The 18,118-nt window shown below is 59.3% G+C and carries 16 protein-coding genes, 1 tRNA gene and 4 pseudogenes; 15 read left to right on the top strand and 6 right to left on the bottom strand.

Annotation, left to right across the window (positions count from 1 at the left end; translation table 11 throughout):
- Positions 1-472: 472 nt before the first annotated feature.
- Positions 473-1,402, bottom strand: a complete 930-nt coding sequence (locus tag NKJ28_RS25785) for a LysR family transcriptional regulator (protein WP_352506788.1) — start codon at positions 1,400-1,402, stop codon at positions 473-475.
- A 269-nt stretch (positions 1,403-1,671) separates the two neighbouring features.
- Here NKJ28_RS25785 and NKJ28_RS25790 point away from each other — a divergent pair, with 269 nt between their 5' ends.
- From NKJ28_RS25790 to NKJ28_RS25830, 9 genes and pseudogenes are all read left to right on the top strand, one after another.
- Positions 1,672-2,265 carry a NodA family N-acyltransferase gene (locus NKJ28_RS25790; RefSeq protein ID WP_352457034.1) on the top strand — a complete coding sequence of 198 codons (594 nt, stop codon included), beginning with the start codon at positions 1,672-1,674 and terminating at the stop codon, positions 2,263-2,265.
- Positions 2,262-2,921: a chitooligosaccharide deacetylase NodB gene (gene nodB, locus NKJ28_RS25795; protein WP_352457035.1), complete on the top strand. Its 660-nt coding sequence runs from the start codon at positions 2,262-2,264 to the stop codon at positions 2,919-2,921. The genes NKJ28_RS25790 and nodB overlap by 4 nt, the downstream gene beginning before the upstream one ends.
- Before the next feature lie 14 nt (positions 2,922-2,935).
- Complete coding sequence (nodC, locus tag NKJ28_RS25800) at positions 2,936-4,261, top strand: chitooligosaccharide synthase NodC (RefSeq protein ID WP_352637431.1); 1,326 nt, start codon at positions 2,936-2,938, stop codon at positions 4,259-4,261.
- A gap of 80 nt (positions 4,262-4,341) precedes the next feature.
- Positions 4,342-4,938, top strand: a complete 597-nt coding sequence (gene nodS / locus NKJ28_RS25805; protein ID WP_352637458.1) for a nodulation methyltransferase NodS — start codon at positions 4,342-4,344, stop codon at positions 4,936-4,938.
- A 35-nt stretch (positions 4,939-4,973) separates the two neighbouring features.
- Positions 4,974-5,222, top strand: a pseudogene (locus NKJ28_RS25810) (carbamoyltransferase N-terminal domain-containing protein); the annotation flags it as partial.
- A 38-nt stretch (positions 5,223-5,260) separates the two neighbouring features.
- Entirely contained in the window at positions 5,261-6,172 is a 912-nt protein-coding gene (nodI, locus tag NKJ28_RS25815; protein ID WP_352609809.1) for a nodulation factor ABC transporter ATP-binding protein NodI, read from the top strand.
- A gap of 3 nt (positions 6,173-6,175) precedes the next feature.
- Positions 6,176-6,964, top strand: coding sequence for an ABC transporter permease (locus NKJ28_RS25820; RefSeq protein WP_352450738.1), 789 nt, complete (start codon positions 6,176-6,178; stop codon positions 6,962-6,964).
- A gap of 67 nt (positions 6,965-7,031) precedes the next feature.
- Positions 7,032-7,982 carry a LysR family transcriptional regulator gene (locus NKJ28_RS25825; RefSeq protein ID WP_352637432.1) on the top strand — a complete coding sequence of 317 codons (951 nt, stop codon included), beginning with the start codon at positions 7,032-7,034 and terminating at the stop codon, positions 7,980-7,982.
- 31 nt (positions 7,983-8,013) lie between these two features.
- Positions 8,014-8,280 (top strand): annotated as a pseudogene (locus NKJ28_RS25830) (hypothetical protein); the annotation flags it as partial.
- A 77-nt stretch (positions 8,281-8,357) separates the two neighbouring features.
- Here the strand turns inward: NKJ28_RS25830 and NKJ28_RS25835 are convergent.
- Positions 8,358-8,738 (bottom strand): annotated as a pseudogene (locus NKJ28_RS25835) (transposase domain-containing protein); the annotation flags it as partial.
- 435 nt (positions 8,739-9,173) lie between these two features.
- Here NKJ28_RS25835 and NKJ28_RS25840 point away from each other — a divergent pair.
- Complete coding sequence (locus tag NKJ28_RS25840) at positions 9,174-9,965, top strand: calcium-binding protein (RefSeq protein ID WP_352637434.1); 792 nt, start codon at positions 9,174-9,176, stop codon at positions 9,963-9,965.
- Between the two features lie 60 nt (positions 9,966-10,025).
- Here the strand turns inward: NKJ28_RS25840 and NKJ28_RS25845 are convergent, their stop codons facing one another.
- Positions 10,026-10,223, bottom strand: coding sequence for a hypothetical protein (locus NKJ28_RS25845; RefSeq protein WP_352637436.1), 198 nt, complete (start codon positions 10,221-10,223; stop codon positions 10,026-10,028).
- Between the two features lie 137 nt (positions 10,224-10,360).
- Here NKJ28_RS25845 and NKJ28_RS25850 point away from each other — a divergent pair, with 137 nt between their 5' ends.
- The 3 genes from NKJ28_RS25850 (at position 10,361) to NKJ28_RS25860 (ending at position 15,301) form a co-directional block, all read left to right on the top strand.
- A complete protein-coding gene (locus NKJ28_RS25850) occupies positions 10,361-12,130 on the top strand; it encodes a type I secretion system permease/ATPase (protein ID WP_352637459.1) in 1,770 nt (589 codons plus the stop codon).
- The gene (locus NKJ28_RS25855; protein WP_352548197.1) at positions 12,105-13,418 is read left to right on the top strand and encodes an HlyD family type I secretion periplasmic adaptor subunit; all 1,314 of its coding nucleotides are present in this window, start codon (positions 12,105-12,107) and stop codon (positions 13,416-13,418) included. The genes NKJ28_RS25850 and NKJ28_RS25855 overlap by 26 nt, the downstream gene beginning before the upstream one ends.
- Before the next feature lie 665 nt (positions 13,419-14,083).
- On the top strand, positions 14,084-15,301 hold the full coding sequence (locus NKJ28_RS25860; RefSeq protein WP_352637438.1) for a tyrosine-type recombinase/integrase: 1,218 nt from the start codon (positions 14,084-14,086) through the stop codon (positions 15,299-15,301).
- Positions 15,302-15,322: 21 nt separating this feature from the next.
- On the opposite strand, the gene NKJ28_RS25865 is transcribed toward NKJ28_RS25860, so the two are convergent.
- Positions 15,323-15,398: transfer RNA gene (locus NKJ28_RS25865), tRNA-Ile, on the bottom strand.
- A 184-nt stretch (positions 15,399-15,582) separates the two neighbouring features.
- On the opposite strand from NKJ28_RS25865, the gene NKJ28_RS25870 reads away from it, so the two are divergent.
- Entirely contained in the window at positions 15,583-16,293 is a 711-nt protein-coding gene (locus NKJ28_RS25870) for an SIMPL domain-containing protein (RefSeq protein ID WP_352637440.1), read from the top strand.
- A 132-nt stretch (positions 16,294-16,425) separates the two neighbouring features.
- Here NKJ28_RS25870 and NKJ28_RS25875 read toward each other — a convergent pair whose 3' ends face one another.
- Together NKJ28_RS25875 and NKJ28_RS25880 are read right to left on the bottom strand one after the other, a co-directional pair.
- A complete protein-coding gene (locus NKJ28_RS25875) occupies positions 16,426-16,785 on the bottom strand; it encodes a hypothetical protein (RefSeq protein WP_352637442.1) in 360 nt (119 codons plus the stop codon).
- A 224-nt stretch (positions 16,786-17,009) separates the two neighbouring features.
- Positions 17,010-17,456 (bottom strand): YcgN family cysteine cluster protein, encoded by a 447-nt coding sequence (locus NKJ28_RS25880; RefSeq protein WP_352637461.1) that lies wholly within the window; start codon positions 17,454-17,456, stop codon positions 17,010-17,012.
- 235 nt (positions 17,457-17,691) lie between these two features.
- Here NKJ28_RS25880 and NKJ28_RS25885 point away from each other — a divergent pair.
- A pseudogene (locus NKJ28_RS25885) lies at positions 17,692-18,118 on the top strand (OmpA family protein); the annotation flags it as partial.

Here is an 18,118-nt window from a genome sequence, read left to right on the forward strand (position 1 = left end):
GCCCAGGATGAAAGCGCCGATTGAGTGAACGGATCGGCCGCGCGTTCAGGCGGAAGCGCGAGGTAAATTCCCTACATCCGCAGCGTCAATCGCGACCGGCTTCATTGCCAACACTCGACGTTGTCGGTGCAGGGCGGTGTCGTCAAGGATGCCTCACGCCAGTAGCCGAGCGAGGCCGGCACAGTCCATTGGGATTGACCTCGTCGACCGGCATCTCCTCGCCTGGCCGCGCGTGAAAAGCCGCGGCAAGGCCGGCAAAGTTGGCATTTGAGTGGGGCTAGACATCTTCTGGGACTTCGCACGCGAAATCGGAGGCGGCAGTCAACTCAGCACCAACCCGGGCATGTGTTCTGCTCGTTCCTGGCCCTCGTACTCAGCAAGGAACTGCGCCGCTCTGCCGAGCCAAAGGCCTGACGCCCGAATGGCAACCGCTCCTACGCGATCGCGACCGCCTCCAGGAAGCCCGAGACGCTCAATAGCTTTCAAGCAAAGGCGCCAGGCGAGATGCCTCCTGCAACATCATTTCCCGCATCCACAGGCTTGCCGGATCAGTATTGTGAAGCGCAGGCCATTGTACGGCCTCCGTGAATGCGGGATGAGGAAGTGGCGGCGGAAGTCCGACAATCCGCAGGGGTGTTGTTTTTGCGAAATGCTGCGCCAGCCGTAAGGGCATGGTCCCGATGCGGTTGGTGCCTGATATGACGGGCGCGATCAGGCTAAAGCCCTGTACGACGACCTCGATACGTCTCTCGAAACCGTGCTCGAGCAAATACCACTCCTCCATGGTGGGCTGCCGGGTGTGCCTGAATTTGAGCACGACATGCCCCATCGACAAGTATCGCTCGAATGTAAGTGGCTCTGACAGCTGCTTGTTCGTGCCGCAGCCTACGCATACGAGCATATCTTCGAACAGGGCTGCGCGAGGATGTTTCGACATGAACACTTCCGGCATAATCAGAAAATCAACGTCGCCGCGCCGGAGAAGCTCCTCGGGGTCGTCGCAAATAGGCAGACATTCGAAGCGGACGGCGGGAGCTTCCCGCGCAGTACGCTCTACGATCCTCTTAAAAAGCACGAGTGTGAGGTAATCGGAAAGCATGATTCGGAAGAGACGATCCGATTGGGCTGGGTTAAAGGCGTCGGAGGAAATAATCGACAGCTGGATGTGCAGCAATGCGTCCCGGACTGCTGGGGCAAGCCCCTCCGCGCGCGGTGTCAAAATGAGCTCGCGGCCGTTCATCGTAAATAGCTCATTGCTGAAGTAGGCGCGTAACCGAGCGACGGCGGCGCTCATGGCCGGCTGGCTCAGGTTAATACTGTTGGCCGCGGCAGTGACTTTACGCTCCCTGATCAGAGCGTCCAGCACAACGAGGAGATTCAGATCCAGCCCCTTAAACCGCATATCCTGATCTATCCAGCGTGTGGATGGGCATCATCTAAACAATCAATTTTACGAATTTACGAACCATGCATTAGAGGAACGTAAATGACCGACGTCAAGCTCAAATCGACGGCGCCGCCACACGGGCGGGAACATCGAGAGAGCTCATTGGCGAGCCCCCACCGGCTGGCTCACCGTCGCTAACGACAACGGTTGAGTGCAGCCAACAACGCCGCCGCTTTGGCCGGGTAATGCGGCCCGCAAGAAACTATTTTGAAGAGAGGTCCTGAATGCGCCCTCAGGTGCAGTGGAAATTGTGCTGGGAAAACGAGTTGCAGCTCTCGGACCACGTCGAGCTCGCCCAGTTCTTTCGTAATACCTACGGGCCGACTGGGGCGTCCAACGCAGAACCGTTCGAAGGTAGTCGAAGCTGGGCCGGAGCCAGGCCTGAACTCCGCGCAATCGCCTATGATTCGAGCGGTGTAGCGGCTCACATGGGCATACTGCGCCGTTTCATCAAGGTTGACGCGGTCGATCTGTTGGTGGCTGAGCTGGGCCTGTACGGGGTACGTCCGGATCTTGAGGGTCTCGGAATCGCCCATTCAATCCATGTCATGCTTCCAATACTGCAGGAGCTTGGCGTTCCATTCGCTTTCGGAACCGTCCGGGACGCGCTGCGGAATCATGTTGAGAGGTTCGCGCGGCGATACAGCCCTTTGGCCGTTTTGTCGGGAATTCGCGTGCGCTCCACCCGACCAGAGGCGCGCCTCGACCTGCCGCCCACACGCATCGATGACGCACTCACCATTGTTCTGCCAGTTGGACGGCCGATCAGCGAATGGCCCACGGGCACGATGATCGATCGGAACGGACCAGAGCTATGAGCCGTCCCGATTGCTTGTACGAAGTGCGCCGTGAGTGCTCTGACGGCACCGGCCGTCGCAGCGTTTATCTGACGTTTGACGACGGTCCCAATCCACTTTTCACACCGGAGATTCTGGATGTGTTGGCAGAGCAGCGGGTGCCGGCGACTTTCTTCGTCATCGGCGCCTACGCCTTAGAGCACCCGGATCTAATCCAACGAATGTTTGCAGAAGGGCACGAGCTAGGCAACCACACGATGACTCATCCGGATCTGTACAAATGCGGCTTCGGCGAAGTGCAACGTGAGATCTTTGAAGCGAACGGCGCCATCATGAGGGCGTGCCCTCAGGCCTCGGTGCGCTATATTCGCGCGCCCTACGGGGCCTGGAGCGAAGAAGTCTTCACAGCGTCACAGATCGCCGGGCTGACGGCCCTCCATTGGTCCGTCGACCCTCGAGATTGGTCTCGCCCTGGGGTCGACGCGATTATCGATACCGTGCTCGCCTCTGTCCGGCCGGGCGCAATCGTACTCTTGCACGACGGATGCCCTCCCGGCGAGTTGAGCCAGGGCGCTCACGCCGGTCTGCGCGACCAGACGGTCACGGCGCTGTCCCGGCTGATTCCAGCACTTCATGAGCGCGGATTTGTAATCCGCTCACTTCCTCAACATCACTGAACAAACGAGATCCCATGACTCTTCTTGGTACAACCAGCACTGTGGCCATTTCGCTTTATGCACTGCTCTCGACTGCTTATAAGAGCATGCAGGGGATTTATGCTCTGCCGACAAACGACTCATCGGCGTTGGAGGATCTCGTCGGCTCCGATCAACTGCCCAGCGTGGATGTCATCGTCCCCTGCTTCAACGAGGATCCGCGCACGCTTTCAGAGTGCCTGGCGTCCATTGCAGACCAAGAATACGCCGGAAGACTTCGGGTCTATGTGGTTGATGACGGTTCTGGAAATCGCGAAGCCGTAGGAACTGTCCACGAAACCTACGCGCGCGACCCTAGGTTCGACATCATTTTGCTTCCCGAGAATGTTGGAAAGCGCAAGGCGCAGATCGCCGCGATACGCCGCTCATCCGGGGATTTGGTGCTTAACGTTGATTCAGACACGATACTCGCGCCCGACGTCATCACCAAGCTTGTACCGAAGATGCGAGATCCAGCGGTCGGCGCAGTCATGGGTCAGTTGATTGCCAGTAACCGGAGCGAGAGCTGGCTGACAAGGCTGATAGACATGGAGTACTGGCTGGCTTGCAACGAGGAGCGCGCGGCACAGGCTCGCTTCGGTGCCGTTATGTGCTGTTGCGGCCCATGTGCCATGTACCGCCGGTCTGCGCTCCTTTTGTTACTGGACCAGTACGAGTCGCAATTTTTTCGGGGCAAGCCAAGCGACTTCGGGGAGGATCGCCATCTCACTATCCTCATGCTGAAAGCAGGCTTTCGAACCGAGTACGTTCCGGGCGCCATCGCGGCCACAGTCGTTCCGAACAGACTCGGACCGTATCTGCGCCAACAACTCCGTTGGGCACGAAGCACATTCCGGGACACGCTGCTTGGGCTGCGCTTGCTGCCCGGCCTCAATAGCTATCTCACGTTGGACGTGGTCGGACAGAATCTCGGGCCGCTACTCCTCGCCCTATCGGTACTAACGGGCCTCGCACATTTCGCACTGACAGGCACTGTGCCTTGGTGGACAGGACTGATGATTGTGTCCATGACCATGCTCCGATGCAGCGTGGTAGCATTTCGTGCTCGACAGTTTCGATTTCTGGGCTTTTCCCTGCACACGTTCATCAACATCTTTCTCTTACTTCCCTTGAAGGCCTACGCGCTGTGTACATTGAGCAATAGCGATTGGCTGTCGCGAAGCTCTGCTGTCGCTACATCGAACACTGGGGGAAAACAGGTCCCCACCCAAACTCCGATCACTGGATCAGGCAGGGCAGAATTCTCACCGCATGCGGCTCCGCTTCGCAGGCTCAACCTTGCGCGGATTCTTCGGGATTAGCGCTGTCGAGCAACATCTGCGGCGACGAGTGATCGCTAATTACCTAGGTGGACGAGAGGTGGACGAGTTTGACCCAGAACATGAATCATCAGTTGCTCGATCGGGAATTGGCCGCAGACGATCCGTGGCGCCTCGACGGCAATCCGTTCGAGCGGGAGCGCCACACGCAAATGCTCCAGCTGGCGCTTGCCCAAGGCTCCATTACAAATGCCCTCGAAGTCGGGTGCGCTGCCGGCGCATTCACGGAAAAACTAGCTCCCAACTGCCAAGGGCTCACCGTGATCGATGTCGTGGCGCAAGCGATTGCTCGAGCACGTCAACGGATAAAGGAGCCGTCGCGCATCAACTGGATAGTCTCCGATGTTCAACAGTTTTCGACCGACGAGTTGTTTGACCTGATCGTTGTGGCGGAGGTCCTATACTACCTCGAAGACATAGCCGAGATGCGCGCGGCCGTCAAAAACCTGGTGCGGGTGCTTGCGCCAGGCGGGCATCTGATCTTCGGATCGGCAAGGGATGCTAATTGCCGTCGCTGGGGTCACGCCGCTGGTGCTGAGCCGGTCATCGCCATGCTGAACGAAACGTTGATCGAGGTAGAGCGTCTTGAGTGTCGGGGCGAGTCGGTCAACGAAGACTGCTTGCTCGTCCGTTTCCGGAACCCGCTTTCCACTTCCTGATGAATCGAATCTATCGCCGTTAACGTGGAGACACTATGCGCATCTGTGGTACCAAGCTGACCCATGATGGGGCGATCGCCCTTGTCGAGGATGGACGGCTCGTCTTCTGCGTTGAGCAGGAAAAGCGGCACAACAATCCGCGTTATCAAACCATCGATAATCTCGACGCAATTGTCGCCGCTTTGGCGGAACAGGGGCTAAATCCTTGTGATGTCGATCAGTTCGTTATCGACGGCTGGGATGGCGAAGACGAGTCACAGTTTCAGGTCCGGCAGGCAACAGCAACCGCCAGTCGTGGCGACGCTCTCGGTAAAATGAACCCATGTCCACGGTAACGATCGATCTTACTGACGTAAGCAAAACTTATGACAAGCTCGTTGTCGACAGACTGTCGTTCCGCGTTACGGCGGGGGAATGCTTCGGGCTCTTGGGACCGAACGGCGCGGGCAAAAGCACGATTGCGCGTATGGTCCTCGGCATGACATCGCCTGATGCGGGGAAGATTACTGTGCTCGGCGCTCCAGTGCCGGCGCGCGCGCGTTTGGCACGTATGCGCATCGGCGTGGTCCCGCAGTTCGACAATCTTGATAACGCGTTCACTGTACGCGAGAACCTGTTGGTGTTCGGGCGCTACTTCCGGATGAGCAGACGCCAGATCGAAGCGGTCATACCGTCGCTGCTTGAGTTCGCCCGCCTCGAGAACAAAGCGGATGCGCGCGTCGCCGAACTGTCCGGCGGCATGAAGCGGCGCCTGACGCTCGCGCGTGCGCTGATCAATGACCCGCACTTGCTGGTGATGGACGAGCCGACCACCGGCCTCGATCCGCAGGCCCGCCACCTGATCTGGGAACGGCTGCGATCGCTGCTGGCGCGGGGCAAGACTATTCTTTTGACTACCCATTTCATGGAAGAGGCCGAGCGGCTGTGCGATCGGCTGTGCGTTATGGAGGAGGGGCGCAAGATCGCCGAAGGCCGCCCGTCCGCACTCATTGACGAGCAGATCGGCTGTGACGTGGTCGAGGTCTACGGCGGCAATCCGCATGAACTGGGTGCGCTGATCCGGCCGTACGCACAGCGCATCGAGGTGAGCGGTGAGACGCTTTTTTGCTATGCACCCGATCCGGAGCAGGTGCTGGTGCAGCTACGCGGGCGCGCGGGTCTGCGCCTTCTGCAGCGTCCCCCCAATCTCGAGGATGTGTTCTTGCGGCTAACCGGGCGCGAGATGGAGGACTGAACAATGGGCGAACGTTATGCGGCGGCCATGCCCGCCAATGCATGGAATTGGGTCGCGGTTTGGCGCCGCAACTATCTTGGATGGAAGAAAATCGGGCTTGCATCGGTTCTCGGCAACCTCGCCGATCCGATGATCTATCTGTTCGGTCTCGGCTTTGGCATCGGAACTATGATAGGTCCTGTTGAGGGCACTTCGTACATTGCGTTTCTCGCGGCTGGCATGGTTGCCACAAGCGCGATGGCATCGGCGACTGCTGAAACGGTTTACGGGAGTTTCGGCCGCATGGACAACCAGCGCACCTGGGAAGGAATGCTATGCACTCAGCTGACGCTCGGCGATATCTTACTCGGCGAATTGGCGTGGGCAGCCACCAAGGCCCTGATGGCGGGCACAGCAATCACTATTGTTGCCACCACGCTCGGCTACACATCGTGGCCATCCATCCTCTGCTTGCTGCCAGTCATCGCTCTCAGTGGCCTCGCCTTCGCGAGTCTAGCGATGGTCGTCACGGCGCTTGCGCCCAGTTATGAATATTTCATATTTTATAATACGCTTGTTATAACACCCATGCTGTTCCTTTGCGGCGCGATGTTTCCGGTCAACCAATTGCCCGGCGCTTTTCAGGACGTCGCCTCCTTGTTGCCGCTCGCACATGCAATTGACCTCATTCGTCCGGCGATGCTTGGCCGTCCGGCCGGCAGCATGGGCCTGCATATCGGCGCGCTTTGCATATACACGGTTTTGCCGTTCTTCCTATCGGTTGCTCTATTTCGTCGTCGGCTGATGCGTTGACGCTACTCACCATTCGTAAAATTGATCGTTTTGGCGATACCCATCCACGCGTCGGATAGGTCAATACATGCGTTTTAAGGGACTCGATCTAAATCTCCTCGTTGTGCTGGACGCTTTGATCAGGGAGCGTAAAGTCACCGCCGCGGCCCGCAGTATTAACCTGAGTCAGCCGGCCATGAGCGCCGCCGTCGGTCGGTTACGCGCCTATTTCAGCGATGAGCTATTTACGATGAACGGCCGCGAACTCATTTTGACACCGCGCGCGGAGGGGCTCGCCACAGCAGTCCGGGAGGCATTGCTGCACATCCAGCTGTCGATTATTTCCTGGGACGCCTTTAACCCGGCCCGATCGGATCGTCGCTTCCGCATCATCCTTTCCGATTACCTCACACTCGTATTTTTTAAGAAGATCGTAAAGCGTGCTGCGCGGGAAGCTCCCGCCGTCCGCTTCGAATGTCTGCTTATTTCCGACGACCCCGAGGAGCTTCTCCGGCGCGGCGACGTTGATTTTCTGATTATGCCGGAAGTGTTCATGTCGAAACATCCTCGCGCAGCCCTGTTCGAAGATATGCTCGTATGCGTAGGCTGCGGCACGAACAAGCAGCTGTCAGAGCCACTTACATTCGAGCGATACTTGTCGATGGGGCAGGTTGTGCTTAAATTCGGGGACACCCGGCAGCCCTCCATCGAGGAATGGTATTTGCTCGAGAACGGTTTCGAGAGACGTATCGAGGTCGTCGTACAGGGCTTTAGCATGATCCCGCCCCTTATATCAGGCACCAACCGCATCGGGACAATGCCCTTACGGTTGGCGCAGCATTTCGCAAAATTAACACCCCTGCGGATTGTCGAACTTCCGCCGCCACTTCCTGCCGCATTCACGGAGGCCGTCCAATGGCCTGCGCTTCACAATAATGATCCGGCAAGCCTATGGATGCGGGAAATGATGTTGCAGGAGGCATCTCGTATGATTACCCCGCCTAAGAGCACCGGACGTCTCAGTTGTCGGTCGAATTGAGAAACTGACCCCCTCGGTTATGAGAGGAGGAATGGATGGCGATTGGGATTGGGCGATTCCTGCATTGTCGAGAACGATGCAGGGAGAGCAGATCCTTCAGCATGAAGAGGTGGCAGCGATGCTGCGGCTGCATGAGCTTGGCTGGGGAATGAACCGACGGGCGAAAGAATTCGGGTGCGCGCGCAACACGGTGCCTCGGTATCTAAGCGAGGGCGGGACTGTTCCGTTTCGCAAGCCTGTGCGGCCGACCGCGTTTGACGGACTGGACCATTGGCTGCGGGAGCGCTTCTTCCCCCATGGCTCGGGCTGGATGACGATCTCGACCCGCTCCAGATGCGCCGGGAACGCCTTGCGCGGTCGCGCAGCACGTCGCGGCTCGCCTGTCGGTCTTGCGGCCTCGAGCTCGGACTCAATCGCGCCGAGCCCGGTCTGGATTTCGTCGAAGGCGAAGGCCTGCTGGTCACGTTCGAGCTTCTCGGAGCTGCGACCGAAGCGGCGCGCTCCAGCTGCTTGACGATCCCATGAAGGTCGGCGATCCGCTCCTGGGCAGGCTCGTTGAGTGTCGCCATCCGGACGATCTCGGCCTTGAGTGTTTCGCTCCGGAGTTGTTGCAGTTCGGCCTTCTCCGCCGCCATGGCGACGAACATCGCCTTGAGCGTATCGATTTCGTGGGGACGGGCCGAAGCGCTTCTCGTCATGACGCCGACAGAAGCTTATTGTGCACGGCCTGAAGCCCGCCTTTTGCGCCTGAGTCACTTCGCCACCGCCTTCCGGCCGGACGCCGTCGCCGTTCGGCTCGAACGCGTGTCCAGTCCATGCCTTCGACGAGCGCCATCAGTTCGGCGCGGCAAGCCGATCACGCCGTTCTCCGCCAGCGGAACTTGTCCTCGTCCAGCGCTCACGGTGCGGGTATGCCGGCGTCGAGCAAACAGAGAGAAGTTTGGGGCCCAACCAGGACGGCCCCGTTACGAAGTTCGTCCTGGTCCCGGTTTGAGTGTCGAATCTTCATCGATTGCTTGGGCGACCAGCGTCCCCGCCGCCAGCGAGCCCGCAACTGCTCAGCAGAAGGGCGAAGTGAACGTGAATGCATCCATTTCGTAAATGTGTGTCTATCCAAGCAATCGATTTCTCTAATTATCCGATGAGCAATATGAACGCGTCAGGCAGGGTGCATCATTAGGAGTATTTTCGATGGCAAAGATTATCGAGGGTGGCCCGGGTGCCGAAACACTCATCGGCACCGAGCTTGACGATTGGATGGAGGGTTTCCAGGGCGGTGACTGGATTGACGGTCGTGGCGGCAACGACGAGATCTCGGGTGGCCCGGACAGTGACCGACTCATCGGCGGCAAGGGTAACGACCGCATCTTCGGCGGAGATGGCTGGGACGATCTCTCCGGCGACAACGGCCGCTTCAACCCGCGCGTCTCCGGTGAGGACAATGACAGGCTCAGCGGCGGTCCCGGCCAGGATGTCCTCTACGTTGGTGACGGCCAGGACACGTTGACCGGGGGCACCGACAATGACACCTTCGTGTTCCAGTTCCACAATCCGGTGCCTGGGGTTGTCGGGTCGAAGTCGGACATTACCACTATCACCGATTTCAACCCGGCGGAGGACAAGTTCGCCTTCGATGCGGTGGGCCTCTACAATGACGGTTTTGGCGCGAACTTCGTCAACAACGCCAGCATACAGTCCGGCTACCCGGTGAGCAGCTTCTACAGTGGTGCGGCCTCGGGTGCGAACGGCGAACACGTCGTGGTAATCACTGGCGAATCTTTCAACTCTGCTTCTGAAGCCGCGAGTGCGATCTCCGGCGAGCACGCCGGCGACATCATTGTCTACCAAAGCAGCTACACCGACAGAGTCGCAACTCTGGCCTATGTCACCGCCGACAACAGCGCGCATGAATTCGTCCACCTGGGCGGTGTGGTCACCGTGGCCGACCTAGGCCTGACCGCGTCGGACTTCACCTTCGTTTGATCCAGAAAACCCATACGGAACAGCGCCCCGCCCCCCGGGGGCGGGCGCTTTCCGTTTCCGCTACGTGCGATGGGCCGGGGCGCCCGGGAGCAGTCGCAGCGTGTACAGCTTGACGAAGCCCTGCACGTCGCGCTGGTCGTACACCGAAATCTCCCTGAAGGCGTGGAGGCGGAAGCCTGTTCGGGCCCTTGCGGTCGGCCAGATGACGTTGCCCTTCCAAACCTTCAGCCGGACGGTGTTGTTGTTGACCCGCTCCATTAGATGCCAAACCAAACACATTCGGCGGGAGCACTGATCCTGAATCAGCGAGCGGATGCAGTCGGTTGCCGCTCGGGGAGCAATATAGGGAGCTGGGTCGCCAGATCCTCACGGAGACCTACGTGAGTAACCATTCCTTGAAGGATTCAGCTTTGAGACCTTTCCCTCTGACTTCCGCTATTTGGGGAATTCTGTTGATCAGCGGCGTGGTCAACGTGCTTGCGCTGATCTCGCCGCTGTTCATGCTTCAGGTCTACGACCGCGTTCTGGCAAGTGGCAGCGTATCGACGCTAGTGGGGCTCGTCGTGCTTGCTGCAGGGCTTTATGCGTTCCAATGCCTGCTCGACGTTTTGCGCGCCCGCGTGCTGCTGCGGATTGGCGAGCGTTTCGATGAACAGTTTTCCGGACGCGTTCACGATGCGATCGTTCGCCTTCCGCTTTTAACGCGCATGCCGGGCGACGGCTTGCAGCCGCTACGCGATCTCGACAATGTTCGCGGATTCTTAGGTGGAAACGGCCCGACAGCGTTCTTCGATCTGCCATGGATGCTGCTTTATCTTGGCATTTGCTTCCTCCTTCATTTCTGGATCGGCATGACGGCACTTATCGGGGCGATCGGTCTCACATCTCTGACACTCCTTACCAACACTCTCTCGCAAGGGCCGATACGCGATACGATTGACCACAACATGGTACGCAATGGTCTACTGGAAGCAGCGCGCCGCAATGCCGAGGTCGTGCAAGCTCTCGGTCTCGCAAAGCGGATCGCTGCCCGATGGCACAAGGCCAATGCCAAGTATCTGGCCGCCAACCGGAAAGTCGGGGACGTGGCAGGTGGGCTGGGTGGCATTTCAAAGTCGCTGCGCGTGCTGCTGCAATCGGCCATTCTTGCCGTCGGCGCGTACCTTGTCATCAGGCAGGAGGCTACGGCCGGGGTCATGATTGCCAGTTCGATCATGATGGGGCGTGCGCTGGCTCCGGTCGATCTGGCCATTTCAAGCTGGAAACCCTTCCTCATGGCGCGCGAGGGTTGGGCGCGGCTGGAGGACCTCTTGGGAAAGGTTCCTGAAACCGCTCCTGTTATGCCAATGCCTGCACCTGAACGCGAACTCCGCCTCGAAGGCGTGACAATCGTTCCGCCCGGCGAAAGGAAGCCGACCGTGACCGGCCTTGCGTTTGCCGTTCAGGCGGGAAGCGCACTCGGGATCATCGGTGCATCGGGTTCGGGCAAGTCGACACTCTCGCGCGCCATCGTCGGCGCATGGGCGCCGGTCGCCGGAAAGGTTCGCATCGACAGCGCAAGCCTCGATCAATGGGACCGGGAAGCGCTAGGCCGTCATATCGGCTATTTGCCGCAAGGTGTTGAACTATTCGACGGCACCATTGCCGAAAACATCGCTCGTTTTGAAGATAATCCTGACCCTGAGGCTATTGTCACCGCGGCGAAAGCAGCGGGCACGCACGAACTGATCCTCCGATTTGAGCACGGCTACGAAACTCCGATTGGTGAGGCCGGATCGGCACTTTCCGCCGGGCAGCGCCAGCGTATCGGTCTTGCCCGTGCTCTTTATCGAGACCCTTTCCTTGTTGTGCTGGATGAACCCAATGCCAATCTCGATGCGGAAGGCGAGGCTGCGGTTGTCAAGGCGATCGCCTCCGTGCGCGAGCGCAAGGGCATTGCGGTTGTCGTTGCCCATCGGCCGAGCGCCATCCGCGCCGTGGATTTGGTGTTGGTGATGGAAGGTGGACGGCAGCGAGCATTCGGTGCGCGTGATGAGGCGCTTTCCAAAGTCCTTAAGGGGGCAGCGATGGCATCAGGCGCTGGGGTCAAGGCCATCGAGTCTACACAGGATAACGAGCGCGCTGACATGGAGGATCCCGGTGTCCGGCATTCATCAGAACAATGACGTTTCCAGGTCCATTCGCCGGCACCTGGTGGCGGGCCTGCTGGCGAGCGTGATCTTTGTGGGAGGAGCCGGAGCCTGGGCGGCCTTCACGAATCTCTCCGGCGCGGTTGTCGCGTCCGGACACTTTGTCGTCGATTCCTATGTGAAGAAGGTGCAGCACCCGACCGGCGGGGTGGTGGGAGAAATCCTGGTGAGCGAAGGTGATAAAGTAAAAGCCGGCGACATCCTCATGCGGCTCGACGCCACCCAGACGCGCGCCACTCTCGCTGTAGTCACCAAGCGGCTCGATGAGCTGGCCGCCAACCTGGCACGACTCGAAGCTGAGCGTGACGATCTGGCGGAGATCGCCTTCCCGGACTGGCTGCTCGCCCGCAGAGATGTTCCGGACGTAGCTTCGGCAGTACATGGCGAGACGCGGCTGTTCGAATTCCGCAGACAATCCCGCGACGGAAGGCAGGCGCAGCTAGCGGAACGCATCACTCAATATGAGCACGAGATCGAGGGGCTCAAGGCGCAGGCAATCGCTTGTGAGAAAAGCACCGAGATCCTCCAAAAGGAAATTGCTGCCCTGAGTGGGCTGCGCGACCAAGGCATTGTCTCGGACCAACGCTTGAACAGTCTGAAGACGCAGGTTGCCACTTTCGGCGGCGAACGCGGTGAGAAGATTGCACATCAGGCACAGACGGCAGCCCGCATAGCCGAAACGCGCCTGCAGATCCTGCAGATCGATCCGGATTTCAAGACGGAAGTCGGCCAGGAGCTCAGAGAGGTTCAGGCGCAGGTTGGGGAGTATGTTGAGCGCAAGGTGGCGGCTGAACAGGAACTGCGACGGATCGATATTGTCGCGCCGCAGTCAGGCGCCATTCAACAACTCGCAGTTCATACGGTCGGAGGAGTGATCACGCCCGCCGATCCGATTATGCTAATCGTGCCGGAAGGCGACGATCTTGCGCTTGAAGCACGAATCACCCCGAAGGACATCGACCAAATCCAGCTTGGTCACAAGGCCGTGCTGCGGATGTCAGCCTTCAATCTGAGGACCACGCCGGTATTGAACGGATATGTCAGCCGGATCGCAGCCGATCTGGCGACGGACGAAAAAAACGGCGTTTCGTATTACCTGGTGCGTCTGTCGGTTCCGCATGCGGAACTGACGAAGCTCAAGGACCTGACGCTCGTGCCCGGCATGCCGGCCGAAGCGATGATCCAGACGGGCGAGCGTACGGCGCTTTCTTATTTTGTGAAGCCGCTGTCGGACCAAATCAGTCGCGCATTCCATGAGGAATGAAAGTAACCACAGAAACATTTTGTTGGTATTCTTGTTGGTTGTTACGCATGCATGAGAGTCATAACCGTCTGAAAACACAGCCATACTCAGTTGGATTCCGCCTCTGACTCAGATTCGTGGTTCCACGGTCATTTTGCCCTTCCAAGTCGCCGACCATTCAGTTCTTGGCCTCGAGCGCATTAAGATACCCATCATCGTACACAAAGGCTGGAAAAGAGTCCGGTGTCTTGAGCGATCCTGAGGTCTGGAGACCTAGGGTGAGCCTGCAAGCACAGGGCCAGGACATGATTGAGCGTCTGCAATATTCGGACAGGTACATAGGAAGACAGGCAGGCGTCAAAAACGCGCTTTCAACGCGCTAAACCGATGCTACGCACCCCGAGCGTCTTGCCGCCCTCGCTCCCGCCGGTAGGAATCAATCGCGAGCAGGCTGCGACGTTCATCGGCGTAAGCTCAACGACCTTTGATGAAATGGTCCAGGACGGCCGGATGCCCCAGCCACGAATGCCGAGCAAGGGGCGCATTGTTTGGGACGTCGAGGAACTTGTATTGGCCTTTCGAAAGCTCCCTCACCGCCAAATCGGAGGAGCACCAAAGCTTGACGAAGATTCGCCGCCACTAGACAATCCTTGGGATCGAAAACCACGAACATGACGGATGAGCCCGTGAAAATCGATCTTAAGGGCGTAGTGAAGGACACTGATCGCCACGGCAATGATCGGTACTATTTTCGCGCACCGGGTCGGAAGAAGGTCCGGCTCCGTGAACCGACCGGCAGCGACGAGTTCCTCGAGGAATTGCGGTGCGCGCGCGCCGAGGTCACTTATGTTCGGCCCGGCACTCTTCCCGAGATTTGCCGGCGCCTCCCCAAGCCTTCCGAGCCAGCGAAGAAAGGCACGTTGCTGTGGCTTTGCCAGGAGTATTACCGTCGGGGCGGCACGGAAATCACCCAAGACACTATGGCGCGCCGACGAGCAATTCTGGAGCGCGTATGCGAATTACCTCATCCCCTCGAAGGTGACCCGGATCCTCAGTATCCCACCAAGGGATCTCTGCCATTCGCCGGTATGAAACGGTCTCATGTTAAGGAGATCAGGGACACCAGGCTCGACGCCCTTGGCGCGGCAAACAATATCGTAAAAGCCATCAGCGCGATGTTTGAGTGGGCAAAGGACACAGAGATTCCGGGCGTCGACTCCAATCCCGCCCGCGGCATCAGACGGCTAAAGAGCGGCGACGGCTGGCACCCATGGGACGTGTCGGAGATCGTTCAATATGAGAGGCGGCATCCGCTGGGTACCGCAGCCAGACGTGCGCTCTCGATCTTCATGTTTACTGGCCTGCGGTTGTCCGACGTCGCGATCTTCGGTCGACAGCACATCACGCTCGTCTACAACGAGGAGACCGAGCAGTGGGAGAAGTGGATCAGAATTAAGCCTGGGAAGACCAGTCGTAACAAGGATGCGGTGTTGGTGGAGCTCCCGCTTCTGCCCGAACTAGAGGCGGAACTTGAGCACACGCCCTCCGACCAGATGACCTTCCTGGTCAATGAGTATGGTCGCCCGTTCTCGGAGAACGGTCTGGGCAACAAGATGCGCCAGTGGTGTGATCAAGCTGAGCTGCCGCACTGCAGTGCTCATGGAATTCGCAAGGCCGGCGCGACGATCGCCGCTGAGAACGGCGCGACGCACGAGCAGCTGAAGGCGATATATGGGTGGACTACGTACCAGCAGCCCGACCACTACATCAAGAAAGCGCGTCGCCGGAAGGTAGCGAGAGCGGCGAAATACCTGCTGGTTATCGATCGAAAAGAGAACAAAATTGTCCCACTTTCTGAGGGGGTTGAAAGAGGTGGGACAAAAATGGCCAAAAAATCCAATTAAATCAACGGCCACAAAAGCCAATGGTGGGCCCGGAGGGACTCGAACCCCCAACCAAGCGGTTATGAGCCGCCGGCTCTAACCATTGAGCTACAGGCCCCACGGCGCTGGATTAGTGTTTTTCCCTGAACCGCACAAGGCTTTCCGAGGGCTTTCCGAGCAGGCGTTCCAAGGGGGCTGGCAGAGATCGCCCAAATCAGCCCATATTGATAACCTATTGCACGTCGCCCATTGGACGCCGGCCAACACTCGGCTGTCTTGGGATCCCAGATCGAGGAGATTTCATGACCAGACGTATTTTGCCCCTGGCGATTGCCGCAGCAATCGCATTTCCGGCGATCGCGGCCGCCGCCGATTCGCCACCGCCGCCGCGTATCGTCGTCACCGGTGAAGGCGAGGCGGCGATAGCACCCGATCTGGCTCTGCTGACGCTCAGCGTCATGCGCGAAGCCAAGACGGCACGTGCAGCGCTCGACGCCAATAACGACGCCATGGCCGCGGTGATCGCTGCAATGAAATCGTCCGGCATCAAGGAGCGCGACCTGCAGACCGCGGGCATCCAGATCAATCCGCGCTATAACTACACCAATAAGCCCGACGGCAGCCAGGAGGCCGAGCTTGTCGCCTACCAGGTGACCAACACGCTGTCGGTGCGCATCCGCGACATCGACAAGACCGGCGACATTCTCGACAAGGCGGTGTCGCTCGGCGTCAACCAGGGCGGCGGCATCTCCTTCTCCAACGACGATCCGGCGGCAGCCGTCACCGAGGCGCGCAAGAAGGCCGTCGCCAATGCCATGGCCAAGGCCAAGACGCTGGCCGAAGCGGCCGGCGTCGGCATCGGCCGGGTCCTGGAAATCACCGACCAGAATTTCGCACCACCGCCGATGCCGATCAACGCCAAGGCATTCGATGCCGCCGGTGCGTCGGTCCCGGTGCAAGCCGGCGAAAATTCCTATACCGCACAGGTGACGTTGACTTTCGAATTGAAATGATCATCGCTTGCAGCATGAAAAACCCCGGAGGATCGATCCTCCGGGGTTTTTTGAGCCGCGCCCTTCCGTCCTGGCGGAAAGGGCTCCGCTACTCTACCGGCTGCAAGTCAGCCGGCCGCAGGCCCGAAGACCTTAGCGATAGATGATCGGACAGCCGCGCTCGTTGGCGAATACGATCACGACGCGGTCGCCATACTGGCGGCCGGCGACCTTGACCGTGCGGCGGTTGATGTCGATGATGCGGGCGCGGTGCAGGCCCATGCGTTCGGCCTTGTCAATGGCACGCTCCGGCGAACAGGACCGGCGCCAGCCGCCATGACGGCGGTGTTCGCGATAGTAACCATCATCTTCGTCGCCGGTATAGACGCCGACGCGCGGATCCTGGTTGTTGCCGAAGCCCAGATAGATGCTGTCTGCATGAGCGGGGATGGCAGCAAGCGTGCCAAGGCCGACAAGAGCCGAAAGAGCAACCGTCTTGATGGTATTGAACATTGTCTTCTCTCCTTGTTGAGGGTTTCCACCCGTTTTCGTCGAACCCATGGGAGGAGAATGCACCCGCCTGTCTGAATTTTTTGCGAACCGGCCATTCATCCCCCGTTCATGCGGCAAGAATGGGCCAGCCGTTGGTCTCTCCGTTTCTGGAACCGTTCTATGCAGGCAGATGGGGAACGTACGCTTTTTGCCATGGTTCCCGGTCTTCGTTACCGCAGGAAATCCTAAGGCTCGTCCGCGAGCATATGGTCTAAATAGTCGTCCGGCTCGGCAAGGTCGGTCTCGCTGGCGCTGACCCGGCCGCGCATCGAGATGCCGGCCTCGTGCACGGTCTCGTCGCTTCCCGACACCAGCCTGTGCCACCAATAGAGATCGCGGCCCTCGGCCACCAGCCGGTAAGCGCAGGTCTTGGGCAGCCAGCTGATGGTGCGCACATTCTGCGGCGTCAGCCCGACGCAATCCGGAACACGCGCCAGCCGATTGGCATAGTCGGAGCAGCGGCAGCTTCCAGCGTCGAACAGCCGGCAGCCGACGCTGGTCCAGTAGATCTCTCCGGTGTCCTCGTCTTCGAGTTTGGACAGGCAGCATTTGCCGCAGCCGTCGCAGAGTGATTCCCACTCGGTCGGGGTCATCGCCTCGAGCGTCTTGGTCTTCCAGAACGGCTTTTCCATCGTCGGCATGTGGCCCTCGGACGCTTCAAGGTCAAGCACGGCAACCGTGCACCCTCGTCCGAACGATACGCCGTGACCATACGCCGGAACATACGCCAGGACCATACGAATGACATGAAGTCGCCTTCAAAACGCCGGTCAATCGCCCTGTGCCACAGCTAGAACCTACAAACAGGAACCAAACATGGTTGCTGAAAGTTTGGGCAGGGATGGGACGCCACAAGGAGTGTTTATGATGAAACGCCAACCACGGATTCTGGCAGGCACGGCGCTTGGCCTGTTGATGGCGTCCGCGCCGCTAGGCGCGTTCCCGCTGCAAGGCAATGCCGCATTCAGCCCCGTGCAACGTACCGCAGCGCCGCTCATCCCAGTGCAATCGAGTTGCGCCGAGGGCGAGTCGGCGGAGGCCTGCGCGCAAAGCCAGCAGGCAGAGCAGCCCAGAAAGAAGAAGCGCGACCAGCAGCAGCAAACGGAATCCGGTCCGGCCGAGCAGGCGGCTCCAGCCGAGTCCGAGCAACCCCGCAAGAAGCGGCGCAATCAGCAGCAGCAAACAGAATCCGCTCCGGCCGAGCAGATCGCTCCAGCCGAGTCCGAGCAACCCCGCAAGAAGCGGCGCAATCAGCAGCAGCAAACAGAATCCGCTCCGGCCGAGCAGATCGCTC

It is taken from the genome of Mesorhizobium sp. M0145 (genome assembly GCF_040322355.1).
In the GTDB taxonomy this organism is placed as follows: Bacteria; Pseudomonadota; Alphaproteobacteria; order Rhizobiales; family Rhizobiaceae; genus Mesorhizobium.

Coding starts and splice junctions, on each gene's coding strand:
- nodC (WP_352637431.1), top strand. CDS start 2,936: ATGACTCTTCTTGGTACAACCAGCACTGTGGCCATTTCGCTTTATGCA.
- NKJ28_RS25875 (WP_352637442.1), bottom strand. CDS start 16,785: ATGTTCAATACCATCAAGACGGTTGCTCTTTCGGCTCTTGTCGGCCTT.
- NKJ28_RS25785 (WP_352506788.1), bottom strand. CDS start 1,402: ATGCGGTTTAAGGGGCTGGATCTGAATCTCCTCGTTGTGCTGGACGCT.
- NKJ28_RS25820 (WP_352450738.1), top strand. CDS start 6,176: ATGGGCGAACGTTATGCGGCGGCCATGCCCGCCAATGCATGGAATTGG.
- NKJ28_RS25840 (WP_352637434.1), top strand. CDS start 9,174: ATGGCAAAGATTATCGAGGGTGGCCCGGGTGCCGAAACACTCATCGGC.
- NKJ28_RS25825 (WP_352637432.1), top strand. CDS start 7,032: ATGCGTTTTAAGGGACTCGATCTAAATCTCCTCGTTGTGCTGGACGCT.
- NKJ28_RS25790 (WP_352457034.1), top strand. CDS start 1,672: ATGCGCCCTCAGGTGCAGTGGAAATTGTGCTGGGAAAACGAGTTGCAG.
- NKJ28_RS25880 (WP_352637461.1), bottom strand. CDS start 17,456: ATGGAAAAGCCGTTCTGGAAGACCAAGACGCTCGAGGCGATGACCCCG.
- nodS (WP_352637458.1), top strand. CDS start 4,342: ATGAATCATCAGTTGCTCGATCGGGAATTGGCCGCAGACGATCCGTGG.
- nodB (WP_352457035.1), top strand. CDS start 2,262: ATGAGCCGTCCCGATTGCTTGTACGAAGTGCGCCGTGAGTGCTCTGAC.
- NKJ28_RS25845 (WP_352637436.1), bottom strand. CDS start 10,223: ATGGAGCGGGTCAACAACAACACCGTCCGGCTGAAGGTTTGGAAGGGC.
- nodI (WP_352609809.1), top strand. CDS start 5,261: ATGTCCACGGTAACGATCGATCTTACTGACGTAAGCAAAACTTATGAC.
- NKJ28_RS25870 (WP_352637440.1), top strand. CDS start 15,583: ATGACCAGACGTATTTTGCCCCTGGCGATTGCCGCAGCAATCGCATTT.